This window comes from Embleya hyalina (genome assembly GCF_003967355.1).
In the GTDB taxonomy this organism is placed as follows: Bacteria; Actinomycetota; Actinomycetes; order Streptomycetales; family Streptomycetaceae; genus Embleya; species Embleya hyalina.
The window spans coordinates 1-25,369 of the sequence record NZ_BIFH01000051.1; the positions used below are offsets into that span (position 1 = coordinate 1).

Below are 25,369 nucleotides of genomic sequence, written 5' to 3' on the forward strand. Positions count from 1 at the left end.
TCGCGCGGGTGGCCTGTGTCGGGGGCGCTGACGCGCCGAAGGGATGGGCCGACGACTGGTCACCGGGGAAAGCCCGTGTCGCGGAGGGCCGCGTCGGGTGTGACCCGGGCCGGGGCCCGGGGAGCGTTGCACGTCCGCGCGAGGCCGCCGCGAGTCGCGAGGCCGCTACGCGGCCAGCGACTGTGCTCCGCACGTGACGCCCGTCCGCTACGCGGCCGATGCGAGGGTTGGCTCCCGCCTTCGGTGGCCTGGACTCGCCGCCCGCTTCGGCGCGTCAGCGCCCGCGACTCGGGCTGCCCCCGCGGTCGACGCGCGCAGCGCGGAGAGCGGCGGAGCCGCAGAGTTTGGGTCGGGTGGCCCGGAGCGAAGCGGAGGGACACACGGCCCCGAGCGAGGGGCCGCTTTTCTGCGGAGGAGCGAAGCGGGGGAGCAGAAAAGTGGTGCCTCGCGAGCCGGCGCGGAGCGCCCAATAAAAAGCAACGCCGCCGACACGACTCCGGCCATCCGTCTCGCTCACCTCACGACCCCGGCACCCCGTCTCGCCCACCTCACGCCCCACCCCCACCCCCACCCCCGGACTCCCCCAACCCGCCCCGCCCCCGTCCCCGTCCGTAGCCCCCATCCCCCACCCGGCGCAGCTTGTTGTGTTTTGCAACCGTTTCCGGCACGCTTGGCGCACATTCAGGGTGCGCGGTGATGAGGAGCAAGGCGATGTCGGACAGCGTTGAGCGGCGAGTGGTCCGTGAGGTCGGTGCCGCCACCCGGTTGATTCGGCTGTTGATGGCTCCTCCGCTCCAGGCCGCGGGGATCACCCAGGCGGAGTTCCACCTGCTCGCCCTCCTGGAGGAGCGCGGGACCTCGACCGGCAAGGAACTCGCCTGCCTGCTGAGCCTGGACAAGACCACGATCAGTCGGCAGTTGACCTCCCTGGAGGAGGCCCTGCTGATCGCCAGGACCACCGACCCGACCAATCGCCGATCGCACCTGATCACCGTCACCGAGGCCGGCCGGTTGCGGCTCGCCGACGCGCGGCGGCGCAGCCTCGCGGTGATGGCGGAACGGTTCGCCTCCTGGCCCAAGGAGGAACTGGGTGCGCTCGCCGACCACTTGGCCCGCTTCAACGACGTCCTGCGCGGCGACGTGACGGAGCCCGGCACCGAGTCCGAACGGAACCGGCCGAGCCGGGGCGCGTCCGGCGGATCGGACCGGCCCTAGGGCCGGTCCGCCACTCTCGGGTGTACGCGCGGCCTCGCCCGGTAGACGTCGTAGACGCCCTGCACCCGGCGCAGTGCCCGGAGCAGCTTCGGGAGGGTGGCCAGGTCGGCCAGGCGGATCGTGTAGGTCTGTCGGACGCGCATCTGCTGCGGCGGCGCGATCGAGGCCGAGGTGATGTCGGCGCCCTCCGCGTCGATCGCGGCGGTGACGTCGGCGAGGAGGCGGGGGCGGTCCAGGGCCTCGAGTTGCAGGGTGACCCGGTAGCCCTGGTCGGCCTGGTGCGGCAGCCAGGACGCGGCGACCACGTCGCGGCCGGCGCGGCGCATCTGCTGGACGTTGGTGCAGTCGGCCCGGTGTACCGCGACCGTGCCGCCGCGGATCACGAAGCCCGCCAACTCGTCCGGCGGCACCGGGGTGCAGCAGCGGGCCAGGCGGACCGGCGCTCCGGGCGAGCCCGGCACGCTGACCACGGCCTCGCCGGGGTCGGAGGGGGCGCGTCGGGTCCGGGCCGGGGCCTGGGCGGCGGCCTCGTCGGGCGCGACGACCGGCTCCGGGCGGCTCGCCGGGAGGGTCGGCGCGGCCTCGCCCGCGGCGGCCAGGTTGCCGAGCGGCGGGGCGAGCAGCGGATCCATCCGGCCCTCGATGCCGTTCGGATACTTGGCCAACCAGGCCTCGATCGCCACCCGGGCCAGCGGGCTGCGGACGAACGAGAGCCATTCCTTCGACGGTGCCGCCGCGCCGGGCGGGGCGGTGATGATGGACACCGTCTCGCCGTCCGCCAGGACCGAACTCAGCGCCACCAGGCGGCCGTTGATCTGCGCGCCGATACATCGGTGGCCGGTCTGCTCGTCGATCGCGTAGGCCGCGTCCACGCATGTGGAGCCTGCCGGCAGGGTGAGCGGGCGTCCCCCGGGGGTGAAGACCAGGAGCTCGCGGTCCGCCGACAGGTCGGCGGTCAGCGAGCTCCAGAAGACGTGTGCGTCGGGGATGCCGCCCTGCCAGGCGAGCAACCGGTGCAGCCAGGCAAGCTGCTCGGGGGCGTCGGGCCCGGCCTCCGCTTTGCCGGTGTGCGCCACGACGCCGAACTCGGCCAGGCGATGCATGCGGCGGGTGCGGATCAGTACCTCGACCTTGTCGCCCTCGGGCAGCGTGATCGCGGTGTGCAGCGATTGGTACAGGTTGAACTTGGGGGTCGCGATGTAGTCCTTGAACTCGCCCGCGATCGGCGACCAGCAGGTGTGCAGTACGCCGAGCGCGCCGTAACAGTCGGTGTCGGCGTCGACCACGATCATCAGCCGGGAGAGGTCGAACGGGCTCAGGTCCTCGCGTCCGCGCCGCTTCTGTACGCGGCGCACGGATACGTGGTGCCGCGCGCGCGGCGATACCTCCGCCTCGATCCCGGCCTCGCGCAGCGCGCGTTTGACCGTCGTACACAGTTTCGACACGGCCTCGTCGGTGACCGCCTGGCTGGCGCTGACCGTGCGTGCCGTGGCGGCGTGCTCCTCGGGTCGGAGCGTGGCGAAGACGATGTCCTCCAGCTCCGACTTGAGCACGTGGATGCCCAACCGCTCGGCGAGCGGGATGAACACCTCCTGGGTGGCCTCGGCGGTGCGGATCTGGCTGGCCCTGCGGCGATATCGGATCGTGCGCATGTTGTGCAGCCGGTCGGCCAGCTTGATCACGGTCACCCGCAGGTCCCGACCGGTGGCCACGATGATCTTGCGCATCGTCTCGGCCTCGGCCCGGTCGCCCAGGTCGACCCGCTCCAGCTTGGTCACCCCGTCGACCAGGTGCGTGACGTCGTCGCCGAACGCCGCGCGCACCTCGTCGAGGGTCAGGTCGGTGTCCTCGACCGTGTCGTGCAGCAGCGCGGCCACCAGCGTGGTGGTGTCGGCGCCCAACTCGGCCAGGATCGTGGCCACCGCGAGGGGGTGCGTGATGTACGGCTCGCCGCTCTTGCGCATCTGCCCGCGATGGGACAACTCGGCGACCGCGTACGCCTCCTGAATGGCCGTCACATCGGCCTTCGGGTGGTGCACACGATGCACCTGGAGGAGCGGTTCGACCGCGTCCGGCGTGCGTCGACGGCTTCCGGTGAGAAACGTGACCGCGGCCAGACCCAGTCGTTGGATGGGTTGTTGGACAGGCCGGCGGGACAGTCGTCCGACGCGGTCGGACATGCTCCGGCTCGGAACGTCACCCTCGGCTCGCGGCGCGCCCTTGGGCACACCGGCCCCGGCCGGCGGGTCGAGTCCCCCGATCGTCATGCGGCACCTCCGGCAGCTACCCCCGGAGTCGCCCCCGGTGATTCATGCTACCGACAACAACACGGACGGTGTCCGCGTGATGTCGCCCGTCACACACGATCACCCGCACGGGTCAGATGTGCCCGTCTCGGATGATGGTGAAGAGTCAAGCCTAACCCCTCGGGATCTTGTCCGAGCGCACACCCACCGGGCCCGAGGAGCGCGCCCGCCGCGGGACGGGCGCGCGGGCGGTGGTGACGGGGCGTCAGTTCTCCTCCGCGCGCTCCCAGTACGTACCGGCCAGCATCGCCTCGATCAACCCCCTGTGCAGCACCGTCTCGTCGAGGTCGGCCGGCTGCTCGCGCTCGCCGAAGTGCCACTGGCGGTGCGCGATGCGGGCCATCACCGCGCCGTGCCGCACCGCCGCGTACATCTCGAAGTAGCGCATGTCACGCGGCGTGTGGCCGGTCAGCTCCTCGTACCGCGCGCACACGTCCTCGGTGCGCATGAAGTCGGGCAGGCCGGGCAGCCCGTAGCGGGTGGCGATGTCCTGGAAGAACGCGTGGATGAAGATCATCCAGGCCAGGTCCAGCTCGCGCGGACCGACCGCGGCCATCTCCCAGTCCAGGACCGCGGTCGGCGCGAAGTCCACGTACAGGATGTTGCCGATCCGGGCGTCGCCCCAGCTGATCACGTCCGGGCCGACCTCGGCCGGGAAGTTGTCCTCCAGCCAGTCGAAGGCCCGATCCAGGAGCGGCACCCGCTGCCCCTCGATGCCCCACTCGTAGAACGCGCGCAGGTCGTCCAGGTGCCGGCGCAGCGCGATCTCGCCGGCGCCGTCGTACTGGAGGAACGCGATCTCCTCGGGCGTGGTCTCGATCCCGTGGATCGCGGCCACCACGGCCACCGACTCCTCCTGGAGCCGACGGCGCTGCTCGGGCGTGGCAGCGAGCATCCAGCCGTCGATCGTGTACGGCATCACGTCGGGCGGCGCGGCGCCCTCGGCCCGGCGCATCACGAAGAACGGGGCGCCCAGCGGCCCCTCGTCCGGCTCGTTCCACAGCAGCGCGGGCACCGGGATCGAGCAGCGCTCGGCGACCAGCGTCATCACCGCGAACTGCTTGTCCATGTCGTAGCTCGGGAAGACCGGCTTGGCGTCCATCGCCGGCCGCATCCGCACCACGCAGCGTTCGGTGCGGCGCTCTCCGTCCGCGGTCCACGTCGCGTCGAACAGCAGCGTCTCGCTCGACATCCCGTTGCCCGACGGGGCGCGCAGCTCGGAGATCTCCGGTTCGGCCCCCTCCGGCAGCCGGCCGGTCAGCCAGACCAGCAGTTGATCGTGCACCGTCGCCAGGTCCCGCGTGCTGGTCTGCGGACGGGTGACCTCGTCGGAGTCGGCCACGACAACCTCCGGTATCCACGTCGCGAACTGCGACCGGCGGTGCCGGACGTCCCTGCCGACGCCCGGTCCCCGCCCTGTCGGCGGCGTCCGCCCGACAGAAAAGTGAAACACGTTCTATCATGTGTGACACGTGTCATCAATGGCCGCGAGCCCCGATCCGGCCCGCGATACGGCGGCCCCGCAACCCCGTTCGCGCGTGCCGGCCGGGCTCCGCCAACGCGGTGCCGTACCGCACCGGAGCGTGTTGCAAACTGGGTGGATGTCGTCAACCCCCGCCAAGGTTCGCCTGCGTCCGCGCTGGTGGACCGAGTTGCTGCTGATCGCGGTGCTGTACGAGGCGTATTCGCTGAGCCGGCTCGTGGTCCGCGGCGACGCCGACGCCGCGGTGCGCAACGCCGAGCGAATACTGCACGTGGAGTCGCTGAGCCACTTGGACCCCGAGCGCGTGCTCAACCAGGTCGTCTCGAACCACGTGTTCATCGGCGTGGTCTGCGACTACGCCTACGCGACACTGCACTACGTGGTGACGCCGCTGGTCCTGGTGTGGCTGTGGCGCGGACGCCCGGAGCGGTACCGGGGCGCGCGCACCACGCTGGCCGTCGCGACGGTGGTCTCGCTGGCCGGTTTCATGCTCTTCCCGACCGCGCCGCCCCGGATGATCGAGGGCTTCACCGACACCATGGCGCACTTCGCGTCCTGGGGCTGGTGGGGCGGTGGGGCCAGTGCGCCGCGTGGAATGGAGCACATGACCAACGAGTACGCGGCGATGCCGTCGCTGCACGTGGGCTGGGCGGCGTGGTGCGGGTGGCAGGTGTGGCGGCACGGGCGCGGCCGGGTGGTGCGCGGGCTCGCCGTGCTCTACCCGCTGTTCGTGATCGTGGTGGTGCTCGGCACCGGAAACCACTACCTCGCCGACGTGGTCGCGGGCCTGGCCGTGATGGGTCTGGGCGCACTGGCGTCGCCGTGGGTCGTACGCGGTCTCGACCGGCTGTGGGGTGGGGTGGCGATGCGCCGGCCCGGGTCGGATTCCGCTGTCGCGGCGATCGATTCCGGCCACAAAGACACCACCTGACGCCCTCGCCATGTAACGGACAAAACGATTTCGGTCGAGATCGACCGGATCCAACCTCGGAACGACGCCGGCCCTGCGGGCAGGCGGTACCTTCTGGATGGCCCCACGCCCGAGCACGCGGCAAGGATTCCGCCATCGGGCGCACGTCGAACGGACAAGTCGCCACAACGGCGGACGAATCCGATCGGGCTCGGCCTGACAGGCCCATTTCTCGCCTGGCGGACGAAGGGGTTCGACGCACGGGCACAGGACACGGGGCCGGCAGGCGACGACAGCGGGAGCGGTAATGCGGATCAGCGCCGTGGTGTTCGACGTGGGCGAGACCCTGGTCGACGAATCGCGCGAATACGGTACGTGGGCCGACTGGCTCGGGGTACCCCGACATACCTTCGCGGCCACCTTCGGGGCGGTGATCGCGCAGGGCCTCGACTATCGCGAGGTGTTCCAGCGCTTTCGGCCCGGCTTCGACCTGACCGTCGAGCGGGCCGCGCGCACCGAGGCCGGTTTTCCCGAGTGGTTCGGCGAGGAGGACCTCTACAACGACACCCGCCCCTGCCTCAAGGCGCTGCGCGACCAGCGGTTGTGGCTGGGCGTGGTCGGCAATCAGACGGTGAACGCGGGCCTCATCCTGCGCGACCTGGAACTGGGCGTGGACCTGCTCGCCACCTCCGACGACTGGGGCATCGGCAAGCCCGAACCGGCCTTCTTCGAACGCCTCGTGGCCGAGTGCCCGTGTCCGGCGGAGGAGATCCTGTACGTCGGCGACCGCCTCGACAACGACGTCCGCCCGGCCCACCGGGCGGGCCTGCGCACCGCCCACATCCGCCGCGGCCCCTGGGGCTACCTGATCGCCGACGACCCGGAGCTGGTGGCGGTCACCGACCTGCGCCTGGAATCCCTGGACGAACTGCCGGCCGCCATAGCCCGGATCAACGGCACGACGGAGCGGTAACCGGGCCCGGGGCCGAGCGCGGAGCGCTCGTGCGCGTCGTGTCGCCGTGGCGGCCGGCGAGGTCCCCCATCGTCGACGCGCCCGCATGCCCCGGGTACGGCACGTGCGACCCCGAGCCCGCCGCGATCGAGGCCGAAAGCACGCGGGCACCGCGACGAACACCGGCCGGGCGACCGCTCCGGCCCGGCCGGCGTTCGCGGGCGGGGGTGCGTCGGCCCTGCCTCGGGGCCCTGCCCCGGAGCCCTACCCGCCGCCCGCGCGCAAGCGGTCGTCGACGTCTCGCACGAACGTCTCCCGGGACCACGGCGCCAGCGACGCCCGCACCGTGCGGACCCGATCCACCGCCGTCGCGTACCCCTGCACGCCGACCAGGTCGAGCGCCTCCTCCAACAGCCGACAGGCGTCCTGCGGCTCCCGGGCGCCCGCCGCCGTCGCGGCCAGTTCGGCCAGCGTCATCGCGCGCTGCTTGTGGCTGTGCGCCGGCAGCCCCGCGAGGGTGCGCTCCAGCGTCGCCCGTGCCTCCGCCGACCGGCCGGCGGCCACCTCCGCGGCGCCCCGGAAACCCTCCAGGCGGGCCGCCGAGAACCAGTCCAGCCAGGCCGGCGGGCCGTCCGCCGTCCACGACCCGGGCGTGTCCGGCGGCGCGAACGTGTCGGCGGCCCGATCCAGCAGCGGAAAGGCCGCGTCGGGCGTACCCAGCCGCACCTCCGCCTCCGCCGCGATCGCGTCCAACCAGGCCCGCAGCGTCGGACCCGCGTCGCCGCTCGTGGTCCGCTCCCGCGCCGCGGCCAGCGTGTCCCGGGCCTCGGCGCCGCGCCCGGTCCAGGCCGGCGCGAAGGCCATGTGCCCGAGCACGGCCGCGGCCAGCGAGCCGTCCCGACCCCGGTTCGCCGCCTCCAACGCGAGGTCCTGCCAGCGCCGCACGTACAGCCCGCGCAGGCTCAGGTCGAAGAAGGCGATCCGGGACGCGAGCAGCGCGGTCTCCGCGATCGCCGAACAGTGCGCCCCCTCGGGCCGCTCGGCCAACAGCCGGGCACCGTGACGGGCGTGTTCGGCCACCACCGGAAGCAACCGCCCGGGTTCCTCGATCCAGTAGCGGGACCGCAGACGGGCGGTGGTGGCCACATAGGCGGCGGGGTCGGGGAGGGTGGATGCCGGCGCCGAGGAGGCGTACGCGGCGGATGACTTCGCCGTGAGACCGGCGGCGGCGGCGCCGGCCAGAAAGGTACGTCGTTGCACCGCGTCCTCCATACGCGTCGGTTGACGGACATGACTGGGAGGACCCGATCACGTGCTGCAGCGGGTCCGAACGATCCGTGCTGGATCTCGATCGTGACCCCGTCCCACCTGCGGCGTCATGCCTCTAGCCCGTTAGGGCGGCAAGAGTCCTCAGCACGTCCTGCAGGAGTCCCACCGCGGGCCTCGTCACACCGTGTACCGGCCTGGTTGCATCTAAGGGCAGGGCGGACGACGCACAACTCGGACGCATCCGGCACGTGCAGGACACAGAGGACGCCTCGAGGACCGCTCCGGCCCCCGAGGACGATTCCGTTTCCATGACTTCCATGACGAAACGAGAGGACCGCCTCACCGATGGACGCCGACGTGAACCGAACGACGCTGGCAGCGCTGCCGCAGGACGCGCTTCGGAACCCGTACGCACCCCGCCTGGTCGCCGCCGGCGAAACGTTCGACGTGATCGAGGTGGAGGACCGGCTCGGTCGGGCGGCCCTGGAGACGCTGCACGCACACCGCGTGCCGGTCGGACCGGTCATCTTCGACCGCCGCTACCGCCGGATCGGCTTCCTCGTACCGCCGACCGCCGTGATGCCGATGCGCCCGCGCGAGCGCCGGCTCGGCCCGCGCCACCACGGACGCGGCGCGTGGATCACCTTCCCGCCGCCGCCGGAGCAGAACGACGGCCCGCTGGTCTGGCTGGTGCCGCCCACGTCCGACAACCGCCTGACCACGCTGCGGCACGTGCGCGCGGCGATCGCCGAGGCCGCCCGCGCGCTCGCCGAGCGCCACCAGCAGGCGATCTGAGGTCGCCCAGGACGTACCGGTCGGAGACCTGACATCACGAGCGGCTCCCCCAATATCTGCTCGACCCGACCGGTATCGGCAAGACGCGACGCGCCCCTCGGCCCCTCGGCCGGGGGGCGCGTCCGTGCGTCGGCCCGGACCGGGGCCGACCCGAAGCCGGACACGAGCCGGACCGAACCCCCCGGGCGAAGCCGGACCAAACCCCGAAATCGGACCCCGGGCCCGCTCGATTCGGGGTTTATCCGGGCGCCGCCCGGACCGGCGTCCCTCTTTCGGGCAAGGGTCTTTCGGATGGCGCCCGGTTGGCGACAATGGCAAGGGCACGGGATCTTGCCGACCTTCTCGGATCGGCCGATTCCCGCTGCTCTCCCCCGTCCGTTCCCGTCGTCAGCACGTCTGCCCTGTCGGAAGGAATCCGCGCATGCCGTCCGAGTCGCGCCAGCCCCGCATGCGGCCTGTGCCGCTGTTGTTCGAGCCCTCGGTCGCCGAACCGCCCGACGAACGCTTCTTCGACCTGGACGATCTGACCGACCCCCAGGAGGTGCTGACCCGCTCGACCGACCTGGCCGAGGCGTTCCGGGCGGCGGCCGACCGGGCGGCGGACTACCAGGCGATGGCCGCGGCGCGGATGGCGGACCCGAATCGGTTCGACCATCTGACGACGGCTCAGGTCGCGGCGCGCGCGGGGTGGGGCGAGGAATACACGGCGAAGATGATCGAGCACGGCCGACGGCTGCTGCTGGAGCGCGGCGAGTAGCGAACGGTAGGGAACGCCGGCCGGAGGGGGCGGCCGGCGCTCGCGCGCAACGACCCGGACCCGCAGGCCGCGGGCCGTGTCCGCGCTCAGGGTGTCAGCGACACCCGGTGCCTGCCGAGTTCGGCCAGCACCGCCTGGTTCGCCTCCCAGCCGTCCGGGAACGACACCGGCACGCCGAGGTGGACCGGGTTCGCGGTCGGGTGCGCGTCGAGCAGTTCGGGGATACCCGCCCGGGCGACCACCAGGCACGCGTGCCGATGCCGGGAGGCCAGTACGCACAGCCGGCCCGTCTCCAGGTGGAACTCGGTCGCGTCGCGTCGCCCGGACAGCGGATGCAGCACCACGGTCACGTCGAACTCGCGCCCCTGGAGCCGGTTCGCGGTGTCCACCACGATCTCCGTCGCGCCGAGGTCGCGCAGCGCCGACTCGACCCGGGCCCGCTGCTCGCGGTGGCTGACCCCGATCGCGATCCGGGACGCGTCCAGTGGCACCCCGGCGGGGGTACGCTCGCCGACCGCCGTCCCGCCGCGCGCGAGCAGCCGCGCGGCCAGCGTGGCCACCGCCCGTACCGCCTCCTCGTCGGCCGCCCCGGTGAACCGCGCGGGCAACTCCAGCAGGCCCCACCCGGATCCGGCCGCGACGTCGACCACCGTGTCGTACGCGTCGTGCTCCCGCGCCGCCTCGAAGCGCAGCGAACGCTCGCCGGGGCCGGTCCCGGAGCGGAACGGGGTGAACGGGTAGAACGCGTCCGACACCAGCGGCGCCGCGCTCGCGGGCAGCCGCCAGGACACCGGCAACCGGTGCACCGGCAGGTCCGGGTTGTGCCGGCGGAGCACCACCACCGCGCTCTGCGAGGGGTCGTAGCTCAGGCTGTGCCAGCGCGAGGTGTCCACGGTGGCGAACGGGTCGAGTTGGCCGGGATCGCCCACGAACAGCGCCCGATCGAACAACCGCGCCACCAGAAGCAGCGCGTCGGAGCGCATCTGGTACGCCTCGTCCACGATCGCCCACGGCCAGCGCCGGTCCTGGACCAGCGCCCACTTGGCGGCCGTGGCCACCACCACCGCACAGGCGTCCAGTGCCTCGGCCTTCTCCGCGTTCGACACCGAGGTGCCCACCAGGGCGGGCGGCAGCCGGTAGCCGGTGGCGGACAACCGCCCCACGGGCAGGTGCGGATGCTCCTCGGCGAGCCGGACCAGCAGGTCGTCGACCTGGTTGTTGGTCTGCGCCACGATCATCAACCGCTCGCCGGACGCGGCCAGTTCGCCGGCGGCGCGGACCACCAGGGTGGACTTGCCCGCGCCGGGCGGCGAGTCGACCACGACGCCGCGATGCGCCCCCGAGCCGAGGTCGGCGAGCACCGCGGCGGTCGCGGCGGCGGCGAGCGCGGCCGGGTCGCCCTGCGGGGCGCGAGTGTGCGCGGTCGTCACGACCACTCCTCCAACGCGTCGTCGTCGGGCTCGGGTCCGGTCGCGGTCGCCGAGTCGGGCTCCGAGCCCGGCTCGGGCGGCGGGCCGCCGTGCGTCCAGGGGGTGTCCTCCACGGCGGGCCAGTCGGGGCTGCGCCGAAACTCGGCGATCAGCGAGGTCCAGCACAACACCTCGCCCCGCTCGGGCACGCTGCCCGGCTTGGGCGCCTTGCCGCCGCCCATCCCGCCGAACAACTCCAGCTCCATCCGGCCGGGTTCGTTGACCAGCACCCGGGCCTTGGCGTCGGGGCGCTCCACGCAGGCGAGTTCCGTACCGGGCCCGAACAGCGGCTCGTCCTCGGTGCGAAAGACGAGCAGTGGCCGCGGTCGGGCGGTCTTCTTGCCCGGTTCGGTGACCATGCGCTCCGCGTCCACCGCGATCAGTTCGCCCCGGAATGCCTCGCCGGCCAGCCGCACGGCGGCCATCAACAGCGGGTCGTCGCGCACCTGTTCGGCGTCGAGTCGGGCCTGGGCCCGCTCCCGGCCCGCGAGTTGGGCGGCGGCCGAGATCGCGCCGGGCACCCTCGGCTGCGGGCGCGATTCGGGGTCGGCGAGGTCGGCGGCGAAGAAGCTGTACGAGGCCCGGTCGGCTTCCCAGCGCCCGGCCACCGAGGCGCCCGCCGGCAGGGCGGAGAGCAGGTCCACGCCGCGCCACATGCGATCCCAGGTGGGCATCAACTCGGCGGCCAGCGCGTCCCGGATCGCCTGCTCGGCTCGCCGCTCGCGCTCGCCACGGGCGGCGTCCTCGTCCGACTCCCGCTCGGCGGCCACCGCCTCGTCGAACGCGGTGATCAGCGGCACGAGCCGTTCGTCGAACGCCGGATCGGTGGCCGGGCCCGCCGTCGGACCACCCTCCGCCTCCCGCGCCGCCTCGTCCCCGCGCCGACCGGCGGGCGGGTCGATCCAGGCCAGCAGCGAGGCCAGGTCGCCGTCCTCCATCGCGCTCTGCCCGGTCGCCCATGCCTGGGTGAGCAGGTCGGTCATCGCGAGCAGCACACTCGATCCGGGCACACCGGCCCGATCCGCGAGCCACGTACTCCACCGGCCGAGCAGCGGCACCCCGGCGGGCACCGCGAACTCGCCGTCGGTGCGCCGGAATCGGGTGGAGCGGCCGAGCAGGCGCAGATACTCGATCCCGCCCGCGGTGGGCACCAGCACCTGCGGCGCGTCCAGGCTGCGCTCGTAGGGATCGTCGCCCCGGCGCTCGATCGTCTCGGTCTCGGCGGCGAACGCGCCCAGGTGGGGCAGCAGTCGCCCGGCCAGCTCCGCCGCGTGCGCGAACCGGCGGTCGCGGTCGCGCGGTTGCGGTACGGCGAGCAGGTGCGGCCGGTCGCGATCGGTACCGACCAGGACGGCGAGCGGCGCGAACGCCTCGCCCGCGAGCACGTACGGCACCAGCACCATCGGACGCGCGGACAGGTGCCGGTGGCGCACCGTCGCCGCCGGCTGCGCGTACCCGGTCGCGGCGGCGCGCAACCGGCCGAGCGCGGCGATCGTGCTCACCCGACACCGCCCAGCGCCTCGTGCCGCAGCGCCTGGGCGCGGCGGAGCAGCCGGGCCACGTCCTCCTGGCCGGGCTCGGGGGCACGGGTGCCGTCGGCGAGCGCCAGCGCGGTGCCGATGTCGTCGATTCCGCCGAGCGCGCCGCGCACCGAGGTGCCCAGCGTGCCCACGTCGCCACCGGTGCCGCAGGCGCGGGCCTCGTCCCGGCAGAACAGCGCGAGTTCGCAGGCGGACAGGCAGTCGGGGAGGTAGGCGGCGGGCACCCGGGCGACGGCCGCGCCGACCCGCTCCTCGGCGACGTCGAAGGTCAGCCCCTCGGGAAGTTCGGCGAACAGTTCCTCGACCCCGGACAGTCGGGCCAACCGCCTCCGGGTGGTGGCCAGTTCGCGGCGCACGTCGAGCACCACGGCGATCGGGCGGTTGGCGAAGTCCTGGGCGCACACCAGCACGATGTCGGTGGACACCGACTCGGGATCCAGGCCCAGTTCCTCGGCGAGCCCGCGCAGCGCGTGTACGTATACCGCCGCCTGTCGGGTGGCGGAGGCCAGCTTGCCCGGGTCGGCGGAGCCGTCGATGATCGCGAAGGACTTGATCTCCACGACGTGCAGTCGGCCGGCCACCCGGCAGGCCATCGCGTCGGGTTCCAGGTAGGCGCGCCGGCCGGCCACGTCGAGCGGGAGCAGCGGGTGGTCCAGGATCGCGCAGGCGTCCGGATCGCCGCTCGCCGCGCGCAGGAGCGCCTCGCGGGTGCGGGCCACCCGTTCCTCGCGGCCGGGGCGGGCGGTGGGGCCGGTGGGGCCGCCCCGGTCCACGTCGACCAGCGCGCCGTCGTCGGGGTCGGCGCCCAGGACCTCGGCGAGGAGGCGGCGCAACTCCCGCCCGTCGTCGGCCTTGACCCGGGCCTCGAACACGTTGCCGCGGCCGATGGCGAACGGGGAGCGGCCGTAGCGGGCGGGGAAGCCGAGGCGTTCGGCCAGTACGGTCTTCTCGATGCCGGCCGCGTCCAATACGCCGCGGCGGGCGCAGCCCGGGTTGGCCGCGAGGGCGGCCACCGTGCGGGCGTTGTGATTGCGGGTGGGCAGTTCGCCGCGCAACTGCTCCAGCCTGCCGGCGATCGCGCCGGTCGTACCCGTCGTGCCCATGTCTCGTGTACGGCTTTCGTCGTCGAACCGTCCGGTCCCGGGTCAGTGTGGACCATGTGACCGACAGGCGGAACTCAGCGCCGATCGTCACGCCGATCATCGCGTTCGTCCTCGGCCGAGGGCAGGGCCACGAAGCCGGTCTCGTCGGTGGGCGCGAGTTCGGAGAACGACGCCAGCGCCTCGTCCAGTTGTCGCACCGCGACCGAACTCTTGTACGGCTCCAGCTGTTTGCGGGTGTCCCGGACCCGGTCCATGCCCATCGAGTACCAGTGCATCCGCAACATGTCGATGGACTGGAACAGCCGGCCGCACGCCTCGTCCACCTCGCCCGCCTGGAAGGCCGCCTCGGCGAGGTCGGCGTACATCACCGCGCGCTGCTTGTCGCCGTTGGGCGGCAGGTTCTCCAGCGCGTCGTTGAGCGAGCCCTGGGCCTGGTCCATCCGGCGCGCGGTGAGTTCGGCCTTGCCGCGAAAGCCCCACAGCCGGGAGGCGTCGAAGAAGTCCAGCCAGGGCGGGGTGGGGGTGTTGTCGGGGTGGCACAGCAGGTCCTCGGCCCGGTCGAGCAGGTGCAGCCCACGCTCGGGGGTGCCGCGCAGCGACTCGAACTCGGACTGCACCGCGTCGAACCAGGCGCGCATCACCGTCGGCGCTTCGCGCGTAGCCGTCTTGCGGGCGAAGTCGAGGATGTCCGCCGCGGCCGTGGGGGCGGCGTCGAAGGCGGGGATGAAGGCGGTGTGCGCGAGCACGGCGGCGGCGAGCAGGGTGTCGTTCGCCTCGTTGGCGGCCCGGTAGGCGACCAGGTAGTGGTCCTGCGCGTCGTGCGGGCGGTTCAGGTCGAAGAAGGCCATCCGGCCGGCCAGCATCGCGGTCTCGGCGAGCGAGGCGCCCAGGATCCGTCGGGCCCGGGCCGGGCCGGGGGCGGCGAGCAGCTGGGTGCCCAGGCGCACGTGGGTGATCACCGAGGGGTAGGCGATGGCGGCGGGGGCGACCCAGTACATCTGCCGGTAGGTCCGGGTGAGCATCGCGTACTGGTCGGCGCCGACCACGGTCAGCTGGCCCGCCCGCGAGTGCATCGGCACGGCCAGCGGGCCCGGGTCGGGGGTGTCGCGCAGGAGCTGGCGCAGCACGGCGGGGGTGGCGATCTCCAGGGCCCGGGTCGGCGCCTCGACGGGACGGGGGCCGATCACGCGCAGCGGTGGCCGGACCGGCAGGTCACGGGGCCGGTCGCCCTCCAGCCGCCGGCCGTCGACCACGGTGGGGCCGTCCTCGAACGGCGGCGCCTGGGCCGGGACGGGCGCGAGGCCGGGTGGGGGCACCGGGCCGGGCGGGGGCGCGAGGCCGGGGGGCGGTACGGGCCCCGGCGGCGACACCGGGCCGGATCGCGGCGGCGGCACGTGTCGGCCGGGCGGCGGCGGGGGCCCGGTGCGGGCGGGCAGCGCCATCGCCCCCCCGAGCGGGCCGCCGCCGGGTGGTGGCGGTTGTCGCCGCACCCGGGCCTCGCCGTAGGCGGCCGGCTCCGAAAGCTCCGACGCCCACCCGGCTTCGCGGGCGGGCGCGGGAGGACTCGGCGGCGCCGGTTGCTCCGGCACGGGCTGCGGCTCGGGGTGGCCCTCGGCGTACCCCTCGCCGTACTCCGCCGTCAGCTCCGCCTGCCACGGCGGGGTGAATCCGAGATCGGTCAGCGGCCGCTCGAACAAAGCCTGCAGGACCTGCTGATAATCGGGGGTCGGCCAGGGCGGCTCGGCGCTTTCCCACCGGCGCACCTGCCGTACGCTCACCCCGAGACGGAGGCCGCATTCGAGCGCCTTCTTCTCGAACGCGTCGGCCAATTGTTGCTGGGAAACCCAGCCATGCGAGTGCCGCAGGGCCTTGAGCCGGACATTCCCGGACGAAGGACCGGCCCCCTGCCGCATGGCCATCGGCCCTCCCGTGTCAACGCGTGCGGTGTGCTGTGCAGGCTGTGATGCCGACGGTACCCGCCGTGAGACGGGCCGGGGGACCTCTTTGCGGATGTCCGGAAAGCGGCGTCCTCCCCGTGTCCTCAAAGAAGTCCTTCGAGGGACCTTGCGCGCCCTCGATACGCTCCCCGCGCGCCCCCGGACCCGATCGAGGCCGGTCCTCGGGTGTCGATTTTCGATCACCGCCGACCCCTGCTAATGTTTCCCACGCAACGCAAGCGCCGCTAGCTCAGTTGGTTAGAGCAGCTGACTCTTAATCAGCGGGTCCGGGGTTCGAGTCCCTGGCGGCGCACCGCAAGAAAGTTGTACGACAAGGGCGTTCTTCCATTCGGAAGAGCGCCCTTGTTCGTTTCGCCTGTCCGGTGAGCCATATCCGGCAGCACGCACGCGTGGGCGCCCGTCGTGATCTCGACGGACGCGTGCCGCGGCGTCGCGGAGCCGGCCTTCGTGTCCCCGACGGCGGCATGCGCCGACGTGGATGCGCGCCCTCGCGCCGCTCCCCGAGGACGTAATCTCGCGCCGGTGCCGGGGGCGGGCGAGGGCCGAACCGCTCGGACCGGTGGTCGGTGGCGCGCGCACCGGGCGGGGGTGGACCCCGAGGTGGTTGGGTCCATAGCCTGGGCGGGTTGCTGGATGATCTTCGATCGCGTTGCGGGACAAGGGGATTCGATTCGATGACCGCTCTGGACGTGCCCGACATACTTTCGCCCGAGTTCGCCGCCGATCCGTATCCCCTCTACCGGAGCATGCGGGACGAACACCCGCTGCTGTGGCACGAAGGCATGCAGAGTTGGATCATCTCGCGCTACGCGGACCTCGAACGGGCTTTCAAGGAGCCGGTGTTCACCACCGACAACTACGACTGGCAACTGGAGCCCGTGCACGGGCGGACCATCCTGCAGATGAGCGGGCGCGAACACGCGGTGCGGCGCGCGCTGGTGGCACCCGCGTTTCGCGGAAACACCCTCCAGGAAACGTTCATGCCGGTGATCGAGCGCAACGCCCGACGGCTGGTGGACGCCTTCCGCGCGCGCGGATCGGTGGACCTGGTACCGGAGTTCGCCCAGCGCTTCCCGGTGAACGTGATCGCCGACATGCTCGGCCTGGACCAGGCCGACCACGAGCGTTTCCAGGGTTGGTACACGTCGGTCATCGCGTTCCTGGGCAACCTGAGCCAGGACCCCGGTGTGGCCGCCGCCGGGCTGCGCACCCGGGACGAGTTCGCCGCGTACATGTTGCCGCTGATCGCCGAGCGCCGGGCCGATCCGGGCGAGGACCTGCTGTCCACGCTGTGCCTGGCCGAGATCGACGGCACCCGGATGAGCGACGAGGACATCAAGGCGTTCTGCAGCCTGCTGCTCGCCGCCGGCGGCGAGACGACGGACAAGGCGATCGCGAGCCTGTTCAAGAACCTGCTCGAACACCCCGACCAACTCGCCGCGGTGCGCGCGGACCGCTCGCTGATCCCGCGGGCGTTCGCCGAGACGTTGCGCTACTCGCCGCCGGTGCACATGATCATGCGCCAACCCGCCGAGGACGTCGAACTCGCCGGCGGAGTGGTGCCCGCGGGCAGCACGCTCACCTGCCTGATCGGCGCGGCGAACCGGGACGACCGGCGCTACGCGCACCCCGACCGGTTCGACATCTTCCGCGAGGACCTGACTGCCGGGACCGCCTTCTCCGCGGCGGCCGACCATCTGTCCTTCGCGCTCGGCCGGCACTTCTGCGTCGGCGCGCTGCTCGCGGCGGCCGAGGTCGAGGTGGGCGCCAACCAGCTTCTGGACGCGATGCCCGACCTGGCCTTCGCCCCGGGCTTCGCCCCCGCCGAGGCGGGCGTGTTCACCCGCGGCCCGGTCGCGCTGCCGGTCACCTTCACCCCGGTGGCCTGAGCCGCGCGGTCCCGGGGACGGGCCACCCGCCCGTCCCCGCGCCGACCCGGGATCACCCCACGTACGCCGGGGTGAACTCGACCGGAAGGTTCTCCAGACCGCGCATCCACACCGAGTCGCGCCAGACCAGCTCCCGGGTGGGCACCGACAGGTTGACGTCGGGCAGCCGGTCGAGCAGCACCTCGATCGCCGCCCGCGCGATCACCTCGGCCAACTCGGGCGCCGGGTACGGGCAGCGGTGCTCGCCGTGGCTGAACGACATGTGCGCGCTGTTCCCCGCCGCGCCGGCGTGCGAGTCGGGCCGCACCTGAGGGTCGGTGTTGGCCGCGGACAGCCCGAGCACCAGCAGATCGCCGGCCTTGATCTTCTGCCCGCCGAGCACCGTCGAGCGCACCGCCCAGCGGCCGATGAAGTTCTGTGTCGGGGTGTCCTCCCACAACACCTCGTTCAGCGCCTGTCCGACGCTGCGCCGGCCGCCGGACAGGGTCAGCGCGAAACGGTCGTCGGTCAGCATCAGCCGCAGCGTGTTGCCGATCCAGTTCGCGGTGGGCTGCTGGGCGGCGGCCATCACCACGAGCATGTCCTGGATCAGTTCCTCCTCGGCCAGCTCGGCCGGGTGCACCAGCAGCCGCGACGGCACGTCGGCGCCCGGCCGTTCGCGCTTGCGCTCCAGCAGTCGGGCCATCGTGTCCCGCACCCGCAGGTACGCCTCCACCGCGCCCTCGCCGCCGTCCAACGAGCCGGCCAGGTCCCGGACCAGATCCGGGGTCTCCTCCTCGGGCAGCCCGAACAGCCGGGCCACCACCAGCGAGGGCAGCCGGTGCGCGTAGTCCGCCATCAACTCGGCCTCGCCCACCCCGGCGAAGTCGTCGACCAGCCGGTCCGCGATCCGCTCGGCCTGGGCGCGCAGTTCGAACTGGTCCACCGCCGCGAGCGCGTCGCTGATCGCGCCGGCCCGGCGCCGGTGCTCGGGCCCCTCGGTGAACATCACCGACGGCTGATAGCCGACGAACGGCATCAGCGGCCAGTCCGGCGCGATCCGGTCCCACGCGTGCCAGCGCCGCGAGTCGCGGGCGAACATCTGGTCGTTCGCCGTGACATGGTGCACCTCGCGGTAGCCGAGCACGAACCACGCGGGGATGTCGCCGTCGAGCAGGATCGGTGCCACCGAGCCGTGCTCCTGCCGCAGTTTGCGGTACATCCCGTGCGGGTCCTGCCACAACCCCGGGCCGGACAACCGCGCGGCACCCTCGTGCGAGGGGTCGAGGGCCGGCCCGCCGCCCGCGTGCGCGGGGCAACCCTCCGGCGGCGCGGGGGCGTTCGGGTCGTTGAGGTCCGAAGGCGTGGTCACAGGGCGTGCTCCCGGGCGAAGGACAACGTGTAGAGGTGGTTCACCAGCGCGATCAGCACGGCCTTGCTGGACTCCCGGCTGCGCGCGTCGCAGTCGACCATCGGGATCTCCGCGGGCAGGGACAGCGCGTCGCGCACCTCCTCCAGCGTGTGCTCGGGCGGCCCGAAGTTGTTGCGCGCCAGGACGAACGGCATGCCGTGGTGCTCCAGCCGGTCGATCGCGTACCACGAGTCCTCGAGCCGCCTGGGGTCGACCAGCACGACCGCGCCGAGCGTGCCCGAGAACAGCCGGTCCCACAGGAACCAGAAGCGCTCCTGCCCGGGGGCGCCGAACAGGTACAGCACCATCTCGTCGTTGAGCGAGATCCGACCGAAGTCGAAGGCGACCGTGGTGGTGGTCTTGCCGTCCGCGCCGCGCGCGTCGTCGATGCCCACACCCGCCCGGGTCATCGTCTCCTCGGTGTTGAGCGGACGTATCTCGCTCACCGAGCGCACCATCGTCGTCTTGCCGACGCCGAACCCGCCCACGATGGCGATCTTGAGCCCGTCGCTCGCGGTGCTCGCCAGGGGGGTACGCACGGCCGGCTCGGACGTGGCGAGCTCAGAGGTTGTGGAGTCCAACGAGCACCTGCTTCAGGATCTCGGTATCGGGTAGTTGCGCCCGGCGCGGGGACAGGCGCGGGTGCCGCGCGGTGATTCGTCCCGTGTCGAGCAGGTCGCAGAGCAGGATCTTCACCACGCCCACGGGCAGACCCAGTTCGGCGGCGATCTCCACCACGGCGGTCGGCCGATCGCACATCCGCAGGATCCGCACGTGCTCGGACTGCATGCCCGGCGTGGGTTCGCACTCGCTGACGATCAGGGTGACCAGGTCGAACGCGTCCTCGTCGGCGCGCGTTCGACCGTTGGTGACCGTGTACAGCCGGTCCGGATCGCCGCTGTCGACTGGCCGCCGGATCATGCCGATCGGCCGCCTTCGTCGAAGTTCCGAGCCGGTGTGCTCAGATACTCGCCGATCTGCTCGACCAACTCGTTCATGTTGTGGCCCACCACCCCGGCGTCCGCGTCGTCGTCCGCGATCACCGCGAGGTGCGCGCCCTCGCCCGCCTCGACGATGAACAGGATGCCGCCGTGGAACTCGGTCATCGACTGGCGCACGCCGCCGCTGCCGTCGCCGAACTCGATCGACGCGCCGTGCGACAGGCTCTGGATGCCGGACGCGATGGCGGCGAGCTGGTCGGCCTGGTCGATCGTGAGCCCGCCGGTACGGCACAGCTTCAGGCCGTCCTTGGACAACACCAGCGAGTGCCGCGTGCCCGGGGTGCGCTCGATCAGGTTCTCCAGGAGCCAGTCGAGATCACGCTCGGACCGCCGTTGCGGGTCGGTCCGCTGCGCTTCGGTGCCGTGTGCTGTTGCGCTCATAGGGCTTCCGGGGTGGACATCGATCGGATGCCCGCCCCCGCCTCCGTTCTCTCGTTGCGTACCACCCGGCGAAGGGGCGATCAGGACTTGTCGTCGGGGGACGCCGTCACGTCCCGACCCGGTCGTTCGCCCTGTACCGCCTGGCGGAACGCGCCGAAGCGGGCCCCGGGCGCGGGGCGCGATCTGCTCTCGCGGGAGCCGGCGTCCGAGCGCGACTCGGCCCGCTCGGCCGCCCTGGCCGCGGCGGCCAGGGTCTGTCCGGGTCGGCGCTTGGCCAACCCGGAGAGCGTGGGCGCGGACGCCGGCTCGGCTCCCCGCTCGGACACCGAGGGCGCCGCGGGAGTCACGGGCGCCGCGGCGGTTTCCGCGATCGCCCGGGGCGCGGGCACCGCCGGCGCCGCCTCGACGGGGTTCGCCCGCCCCGAACGCACCGCGGGCGCGGCCCGCTTGCGCGGCTCGGGCCGGATTTCGCCGACCAACTGCCGCGGAATCATCACCACGACGCCGGTGCCGCCGCGCGAGGACGGCCGGAAGGACACGGTCAGCCCGTGCTTGCGGGCCAGACAGCCCACCACGGCCAGCCCCAGGCGCGTCCCGGACAGTGTGGTCAGGTCCAACACGTCGGCCGAGACCGCCTGTTCGGCCCGCCGCAGGGCGAACTCGCCCATCACCAGGCCGCCGTCCTCCACCGTGACCACGACGCCCGCCGGCACGTCCTCGACGTAGACGTGCACCTGCTCGGAGGGCGGCGAGAACTTGGTCGCGTTGTCCATCAGTTCGGCCAGCGCGTGCATCACGCCCTCGGCCGCGTAGCCGGCCACCGCCGCCTCGCTGGTCGAGTGCACCCGCACCCGCTGGTAGGCGCTGATCCGGCCGACCGCGCCGCGCAGGATGCTCTCCATCACGATCGGCTTGGTCCAGCGCCGCCCCGAACGCGCGCCGGTGAGTACCGCGATGCTGTCCGCGAGCCGGCCCGCCTGGGCGGTGCTGTGGTCGAGCCGGAGCAGGTCGCCGAAGACCTCCTCGCCGTGCCGGCCCTCCATCTCGCGCAGGTCGGCGAGCATGCTGGTGGACAACGCCTGTACCCGGCCGGCGGCGTTCGCGCACGCCGACATCGCGGCGGCACGCATCCGTTCGCCCTGGCCCACCTCGCGGGCCACGGTGGTCAACATGCGCTCCAGCGCCTCGTGTTGCGGCGTGGGTACGCCGGCCAGGGCGGTCTCCACCGAGGCGCCGTCGCGCAACAGCGCCACCAGCGCGGGCAACGTCTGGTCGGCGACACGGGTCGCCTCGGCCTGGAACGCGGACATCCGGTCCCGGTTGGCGTCGTTCCAGCGGGCCGCGTCACCCTCCAACGTGGCGACCCTGGCGCGCAGCAGGTCCGCGGTCCCGATCGCGTAGACGGTGGCCGCGACCGCGATGGCCAACGCCAGCGCGACCGCCACGCCGCCCACCGCGACGGTGGTGCGATGCTTCGAGCCGACGGCCGACACCGCCCACACGACCGCGCCTGCGGTACAGATCGACACGACCGCGAAGGCGAGCAGTGGCCGCCCCATCGGGGGTCGTTCGGACCGGGCGCGAGGGGGCATGTCTACTGCTGACATCAAGCGGATCCTCGTTGCCGGGGGCTGGTCGGGCGTGAGCCTACCGGGCCGGATCCGGACGTGCCCAACACCGACCTTCCGGACGCATGCGTAGCCTGACGTGTCGCCAACTGGACTGATATGTCCGTGAGTTACCCATCTCTCCGGCGGCCGATCGAACCGGCGCAAACCCCTGTCGAGAGCGAATCCGGCCACGTCCGACCGAATTCGCCACCCACGCCCGCCACCCCCCGCACAGCCGCACGCGACCAGCCGCGAGGCCGGGCGAACCCCCCTCGGCGGTGACCAGTCTCACGTACGGAGGACCCGAGAAAAGGCCGCGCGGCCGGCCCGCGCACGACCCACGAGCGCCCGCGGCCGACCTCGAAGGCCACCCGCTATATAGGGGAGACGCCGAGGAGCGGATGGCGGTGCGACGCCAATACCCTCTCCACCCGTTCTCGCGCAAGTACACCGAACGCCGTCTCCGCGCCGGCCGCGCCGAACGCACCACCGACGCGGGCGCCGCGACCCCGGTCGATCCGCCGATTCATCGGCCCGCAATCCGCCGCACAACCGACGCACCACCTTCGCCGGCGACGGCCGGCACCGGGCGCGCGGGCCGCCCGGCCGAAGGCCCGCCCACCAAAACGAGACGTACATCACATCCTTCGGAGAGCAACCTGAGACCCCCTCCGGAAGTCAATGATGCGGAGACTCGCGTCGCGCGGCCTCCGTCTTCTCGACCCGTTGTGAAGGGAATCCCGAAACGTGGCAGGTAAAGCGATGCGACGGCGCACCGTTCCGGCCGTTCTGATCGCCGGCGCGATCCTGTTCACGGGGGCCTGCGGGCTGCTGGGCGGCGACGACAAGGGCGACAAGACGAGCAACGCGGGCAGCGAGTCCAAGATCACCCCCGGCACCCCCGGCGGCGCCCCGGGCACCGAGTCCGGCAAACCTCCCGAGCCGGCCAAGGGGGCCGCGCCGCAGGTGACCACGACCCCCGAGGACGGCGCCACCGGCGTCGACCTCGCCGATCCGCTGACCTTCGCGATCGAGGGCGGCAAGGTCTCCGCGGTCAAGGTGACCAACGCGAAGGGCGAACAGGTCGACGGCACGCTGGCGCCCGACGGTAAGTCCTGGAAGCCGAAGGTCCCGTTCACCCCCGGCGGCCAGTACACGGTGAGCACCACCGCCACCAACGCGGACAACCAGCCGACCACGGTCTCCACCAGGTTCACCACCCAGACGCTGGGCAAGGAGGTGACCGCCTCGATCTTCCCCGACGGTGGGACCGTCGGCGTCGGTCAGCCCGTCTCGGTGCGCTTCGACCGGCCGATCACCAACAAGGCCGAGGCGGAGAAGGCGATGAAGGTCACCGCGACGCCCGCGGTGTCCGGCGCGTGGCATTGGTTCGGCAACACCCGGGTGGAGTGGCGGCCCAAGGACTATTGGAAGGCCGGCACCAAGGTCAAGGTGGACCTCAACCTGCGCGGCGCCGACCTCGGCGGCGGCGCGGGCTCCAAGCAGTACAAGAGCTTCAACTTCGCGATCGGCAACGTCGCCCGGATCTCCACCGTCGACGTGGCGAGCAAGACGATGACCACCACCGAGAACGGCAAGGTGGTCAGGACCATCAAGGTCACCACCGGCGAGTCCCCCAAGTACGACACCTGGGGCGGCGTGATGGTGGTGATGGAGAAGTACGAGAAGACCCGGATGAACTCGGCGACCGTGGGCCTGGGCAAGGAGTACGACATCGCGGACGTCCCGTGGGCCGTCCGGATCACCACCTCGGGCACGTTCGTGCACGGCAACTACTGGTACGACAAGGCCAATCCGCCGTTCGGCCGGGCCAACACCAGCCACGGCTGCGTGAGCATGACGCCCGAGGACGCCAAGTGGTTCTACGACCACGCCGATCGCGGCGACGTGGTCAAGGTGGTCAATTCCAAGGAGCGCGCGGTCGCGGCCGACAACGGTTACGGCGCGTGGAACCTGAGCTGGTCCCAGTGGTTGGCCGGCAGCGCGACCAAGGAGTGACCCCGGGCGTGACGCGCCCGACAACGATTGAGACCTCGATCACAGGGTCCCTCGTGCAACGGCCACGCGGCCGGCGGCGTCCCTCAGGTGAATCCACCTGATCGGACGGCTGAGCCCGGGGGGCCCTTTTCATGACCGGTATCACCCAGCGTGTCGGGGTCGCCGCGTTCGTCGCGGCGACCCTGTTGTTGACCGGAGCCTGTAGCAAGGACGACGCGAAGAAGTCGGCGGACCCGGCGAAGGCGGCCGGCGAGAACCGCGCCGGCCCGGCCGAGCCCGCCGTGGTCACCCTGACCCCCGTGGACAAGGCCACCGGCGTCGACCCGGGCGCGCCGGTGAAGATCGCGGTCGGCGGCGGCAAGGTGTCCGAGGTCAAGGTGACCAACGCGAGCGGCGAGAGCGTCGACGGCGCGCTGAGCGGCGACTCCTGGAAGCCGAAGGTGCCGTTCATGTACGGCGGCAAGTACACGGTCACCGCCACCGCCACCAACGCGGAGAACAAGCCGACCGTCGCCAACGCGGCGTTCACCGTGCTCAATCCGACGCAGGCGGCCACCGCCACCTTCATGCCGGACGCGGACGCCACGGTCGGCGTGGGCCAGCCGGTGTCGATCACCTTCGACCAGCCGGTGAAGAACCGCAAGGTGGTGCAGGAGGCGATCAAGGTCACCGCCACGCCCGCCGTCGAGGGCGCCTGGCACTGGTTCGGCAACTCGCGCGTGGACTGGCGGCCGAAGGAGTACTGGCCGACCGGCACCCAGGTGAAGGTGGACCTCAACCTGCGCGGCGTGGACCTCGGCGGCGGGGTGATGTCCAAGCAGTTCAAGAGCTTCGGCTTCAAGGTCGCGGACACCAAGCGCATCGCCGTGGTGGACGCCAACGCGCACACGATGACCGTCTCCGAGAACGACCAGGTGGTCAAGACGATCCCGATCACCGCGGGCGAGGACCCCAAGTACACGACGTGGAACGGGATCATGGTGATGGAGGAGCGCTACCCCACGCTCGACATGAACTCGCAGACCGTCGGCCTGGGCAACGAGTACGACCAAAAGGCCGTGCCGTACGCGATGCGGATCACCGAGTCGGGCACGTTCCTGCACGCCAACACGTGGACCACGGTCAACCCGTTCGGCAACGCCAACACCAGCCACGGCTGCGTCTCCATGACGCTGGAGAACGCCAAGTGGATGTACGAGCGTTCGATCCGCGGGGACATCGTGCAGGTCAAGGGCAACGACGAGAAGCCGGTGGCGGCCGACAACGGCTACGGCGCGTGGAACCTGACCTGGGAGCAGTGGACGGCCGGCAACTGACGCGC

General features: G+C 72.3%; 19 protein-coding genes, 1 tRNA gene and 1 pseudogene. 9 read left to right on the plus strand and 12 right to left on the minus strand.

What is annotated here, in order from left to right; all coding sequences use genetic code 11:
- Positions 1–711: 711 nt before the first annotated feature.
- Complete coding sequence (locus EMA17_RS46085; protein WP_160161810.1) at positions 712–1,215, plus strand: MarR family winged helix-turn-helix transcriptional regulator; 504 nt, start codon at positions 712–714, stop codon at positions 1,213–1,215.
- Here the strand turns inward: EMA17_RS46085 and EMA17_RS46090 are convergent.
- Both EMA17_RS46090 and EMA17_RS46095 read right to left on the minus strand, forming a co-directional pair.
- A complete protein-coding gene (locus tag EMA17_RS46090; RefSeq protein ID WP_126643213.1) occupies positions 1,212–3,482 on the minus strand; it encodes a RelA/SpoT family protein in 2,271 nt (756 codons plus the stop codon). The two genes, EMA17_RS46085 and EMA17_RS46090, sit on opposite strands and share 4 nt — an antisense overlap.
- A 244-nt stretch (positions 3,483–3,726) precedes the next feature.
- On the minus strand, positions 3,727–4,863 hold the full coding sequence (locus EMA17_RS46095) for a phosphotransferase family protein (RefSeq protein ID WP_126643214.1): 1,137 nt from the start codon (positions 4,861–4,863) through the stop codon (positions 3,727–3,729).
- A gap of 259 nt (positions 4,864–5,122) precedes the next feature.
- On the opposite strand from EMA17_RS46095, the gene EMA17_RS46100 reads away from it, so the two are divergent.
- Together EMA17_RS46100 and EMA17_RS46105 are read left to right on the plus strand one after the other, a co-directional pair.
- A complete protein-coding gene (locus EMA17_RS46100; protein WP_246127322.1) occupies positions 5,123–5,935 on the plus strand; it encodes a phosphatase PAP2 family protein in 813 nt (270 codons plus the stop codon).
- Positions 5,936–6,221: 286 nt separating this feature from the next.
- Positions 6,222–6,887, plus strand: coding sequence for an HAD family hydrolase (locus EMA17_RS46105; RefSeq protein WP_126643215.1), 666 nt, complete (start codon positions 6,222–6,224; stop codon positions 6,885–6,887).
- 243 nt (positions 6,888–7,130) lie between these two features.
- Here EMA17_RS46105 and EMA17_RS46110 read toward each other — a convergent pair.
- Positions 7,131–8,156: pseudogene (locus EMA17_RS46110) on the minus strand (NsdA family TPR-like regulatory protein); the annotation flags it as partial.
- 336 nt (positions 8,157–8,492) lie between these two features.
- On the opposite strand from EMA17_RS46110, the gene EMA17_RS46115 reads away from it, so the two are divergent.
- Together EMA17_RS46115 and EMA17_RS46120 are read left to right on the plus strand one after the other, a co-directional pair.
- The gene (locus EMA17_RS46115) at positions 8,493–8,930 is read left to right on the plus strand and encodes a hypothetical protein (RefSeq protein ID WP_246127323.1); all 438 of its coding nucleotides are present in this window, start codon (positions 8,493–8,495) and stop codon (positions 8,928–8,930) included.
- Positions 8,931–9,351: 421 nt separating this feature from the next.
- Positions 9,352–9,687 carry a DUF8844 domain-containing protein gene (locus EMA17_RS46120; protein ID WP_170222367.1) on the plus strand — a complete coding sequence of 112 codons (336 nt, stop codon included), beginning with the start codon at positions 9,352–9,354 and terminating at the stop codon, positions 9,685–9,687.
- An 86-nt stretch (positions 9,688–9,773) separates the two neighbouring features.
- Here EMA17_RS46120 and EMA17_RS46125 read toward each other — a convergent pair whose 3' ends face one another.
- The 4 genes from EMA17_RS46125 to EMA17_RS52325 form a co-directional block, all read right to left on the minus strand.
- The gene (locus EMA17_RS46125) at positions 9,774–11,123 is read right to left on the minus strand and encodes a DEAD/DEAH box helicase family protein (protein WP_126643218.1); all 1,350 of its coding nucleotides are present in this window, start codon (positions 11,121–11,123) and stop codon (positions 9,774–9,776) included.
- A complete protein-coding gene (locus EMA17_RS46130) occupies positions 11,114–12,658 on the minus strand; it encodes a serine/threonine-protein kinase (protein WP_126643219.1) in 1,545 nt (514 codons plus the stop codon). Before EMA17_RS46130 ends, EMA17_RS46125 begins: the two co-directional genes overlap by 10 nt.
- On the minus strand, positions 12,655–13,800 hold the full coding sequence (locus EMA17_RS46135) for a hypothetical protein (RefSeq protein ID WP_174861532.1): 1,146 nt from the start codon (positions 13,798–13,800) through the stop codon (positions 12,655–12,657). The genes EMA17_RS46130 and EMA17_RS46135 overlap by 4 nt, the downstream gene beginning before the upstream one ends.
- A gap of 74 nt (positions 13,801–13,874) precedes the next feature.
- A complete protein-coding gene (locus EMA17_RS52325; RefSeq protein WP_160161811.1) occupies positions 13,875–15,719 on the minus strand; it encodes a helix-turn-helix domain-containing protein in 1,845 nt (614 codons plus the stop codon).
- A 257-nt stretch (positions 15,720–15,976) separates the two neighbouring features.
- On the opposite strand from EMA17_RS52325, the gene EMA17_RS46150 reads away from it, so the two are divergent.
- Both EMA17_RS46150 and EMA17_RS46155 read left to right on the plus strand, forming a co-directional pair.
- Positions 15,977–16,050, plus strand: a tRNA-Lys gene (locus tag EMA17_RS46150).
- Between the two features lie 382 nt (positions 16,051–16,432).
- The gene (locus EMA17_RS46155) at positions 16,433–17,647 is read left to right on the plus strand and encodes a cytochrome P450 (RefSeq protein ID WP_126643222.1); all 1,215 of its coding nucleotides are present in this window, start codon (positions 16,433–16,435) and stop codon (positions 17,645–17,647) included.
- 52 nt (positions 17,648–17,699) lie between these two features.
- On the opposite strand, the gene EMA17_RS46160 is transcribed toward EMA17_RS46155, so the two are convergent.
- The 5 genes from EMA17_RS46160 to EMA17_RS46180 form a co-directional block, all read right to left on the minus strand.
- Positions 17,700–18,998: a cytochrome P450 gene (locus EMA17_RS46160; protein WP_174861533.1), complete on the minus strand. Its 1,299-nt coding sequence runs from the start codon at positions 18,996–18,998 to the stop codon at positions 17,700–17,702.
- Positions 18,995–19,618, minus strand: a complete 624-nt coding sequence (locus EMA17_RS46165; protein WP_126643223.1) for a GTP-binding protein — start codon at positions 19,616–19,618, stop codon at positions 18,995–18,997. The genes EMA17_RS46160 and EMA17_RS46165 overlap by 4 nt, the downstream gene beginning before the upstream one ends.
- On the minus strand, positions 19,599–19,958 hold the full coding sequence (locus EMA17_RS46170) for a DUF742 domain-containing protein (RefSeq protein WP_078977125.1): 360 nt from the start codon (positions 19,956–19,958) through the stop codon (positions 19,599–19,601). The genes EMA17_RS46165 and EMA17_RS46170 overlap by 20 nt, the downstream gene beginning before the upstream one ends.
- Complete coding sequence (locus EMA17_RS46175) at positions 19,955–20,419, minus strand: roadblock/LC7 domain-containing protein (RefSeq protein WP_126643224.1); 465 nt, start codon at positions 20,417–20,419, stop codon at positions 19,955–19,957. The genes EMA17_RS46170 and EMA17_RS46175 overlap by 4 nt, the downstream gene beginning before the upstream one ends.
- 80 nt (positions 20,420–20,499) lie before the next feature.
- The gene (locus EMA17_RS46180) at positions 20,500–22,026 is read right to left on the minus strand and encodes a sensor histidine kinase (RefSeq protein ID WP_246127324.1); all 1,527 of its coding nucleotides are present in this window, start codon (positions 22,024–22,026) and stop codon (positions 20,500–20,502) included.
- Between the two features lie 765 nt (positions 22,027–22,791).
- Between EMA17_RS46180 and EMA17_RS46185 the strand changes: the two genes are divergently transcribed.
- Both EMA17_RS46185 and EMA17_RS46190 read left to right on the plus strand, forming a co-directional pair.
- Positions 22,792–24,048 (plus strand): L,D-transpeptidase, encoded by a 1,257-nt coding sequence (locus EMA17_RS46185; RefSeq protein ID WP_126643225.1) that lies wholly within the window; start codon positions 22,792–22,794, stop codon positions 24,046–24,048.
- A 131-nt stretch (positions 24,049–24,179) separates the two neighbouring features.
- On the plus strand, positions 24,180–25,364 hold the full coding sequence (locus EMA17_RS46190) for a L,D-transpeptidase (RefSeq protein ID WP_126643226.1): 1,185 nt from the start codon (positions 24,180–24,182) through the stop codon (positions 25,362–25,364).
- Positions 25,365–25,369: the final 5 nt, after the last annotated feature.

Coding starts and splice junctions, on each gene's coding strand:
- EMA17_RS46085 (WP_160161810.1), top strand. CDS start 712: ATGTCGGACAGCGTTGAGCGGCGAGTGGTCCGTGAGGTCGGTGCCGCC.
- EMA17_RS46090 (WP_126643213.1), bottom strand. CDS start 3,482: ATGACGATCGGGGGACTCGACCCGCCGGCCGGGGCCGGTGTGCCCAAG.
- EMA17_RS46100 (WP_246127322.1), top strand. CDS start 5,123: ATGTCGTCAACCCCCGCCAAGGTTCGCCTGCGTCCGCGCTGGTGGACC.
- EMA17_RS46105 (WP_126643215.1), top strand. CDS start 6,222: ATGCGGATCAGCGCCGTGGTGTTCGACGTGGGCGAGACCCTGGTCGAC.
- EMA17_RS46120 (WP_170222367.1), top strand. CDS start 9,352: ATGCCGTCCGAGTCGCGCCAGCCCCGCATGCGGCCTGTGCCGCTGTTG.
- EMA17_RS46135 (WP_174861532.1), bottom strand. CDS start 13,800: ATGGGCACGACGGGTACGACCGGCGCGATCGCCGGCAGGCTGGAGCAG.
- EMA17_RS52325 (WP_160161811.1), bottom strand. CDS start 15,719: ATGGCCATGCGGCAGGGGGCCGGTCCTTCGTCCGGGAATGTCCGGCTC.
- EMA17_RS46155 (WP_126643222.1), top strand. CDS start 16,433: ATGACCGCTCTGGACGTGCCCGACATACTTTCGCCCGAGTTCGCCGCC.
- EMA17_RS46170 (WP_078977125.1), bottom strand. CDS start 19,958: ATGATCCGGCGGCCAGTCGACAGCGGCGATCCGGACCGGCTGTACACG.
- EMA17_RS46175 (WP_126643224.1), bottom strand. CDS start 20,419: ATGAGCGCAACAGCACACGGCACCGAAGCGCAGCGGACCGACCCGCAA.
- EMA17_RS46180 (WP_246127324.1), bottom strand. CDS start 22,026: ATGTCAGCAGTAGACATGCCCCCTCGCGCCCGGTCCGAACGACCCCCG.
- EMA17_RS46185 (WP_126643225.1), top strand. CDS start 22,792: ATGCGACGGCGCACCGTTCCGGCCGTTCTGATCGCCGGCGCGATCCTG.
- EMA17_RS46190 (WP_126643226.1), top strand. CDS start 24,180: ATGACCGGTATCACCCAGCGTGTCGGGGTCGCCGCGTTCGTCGCGGCG.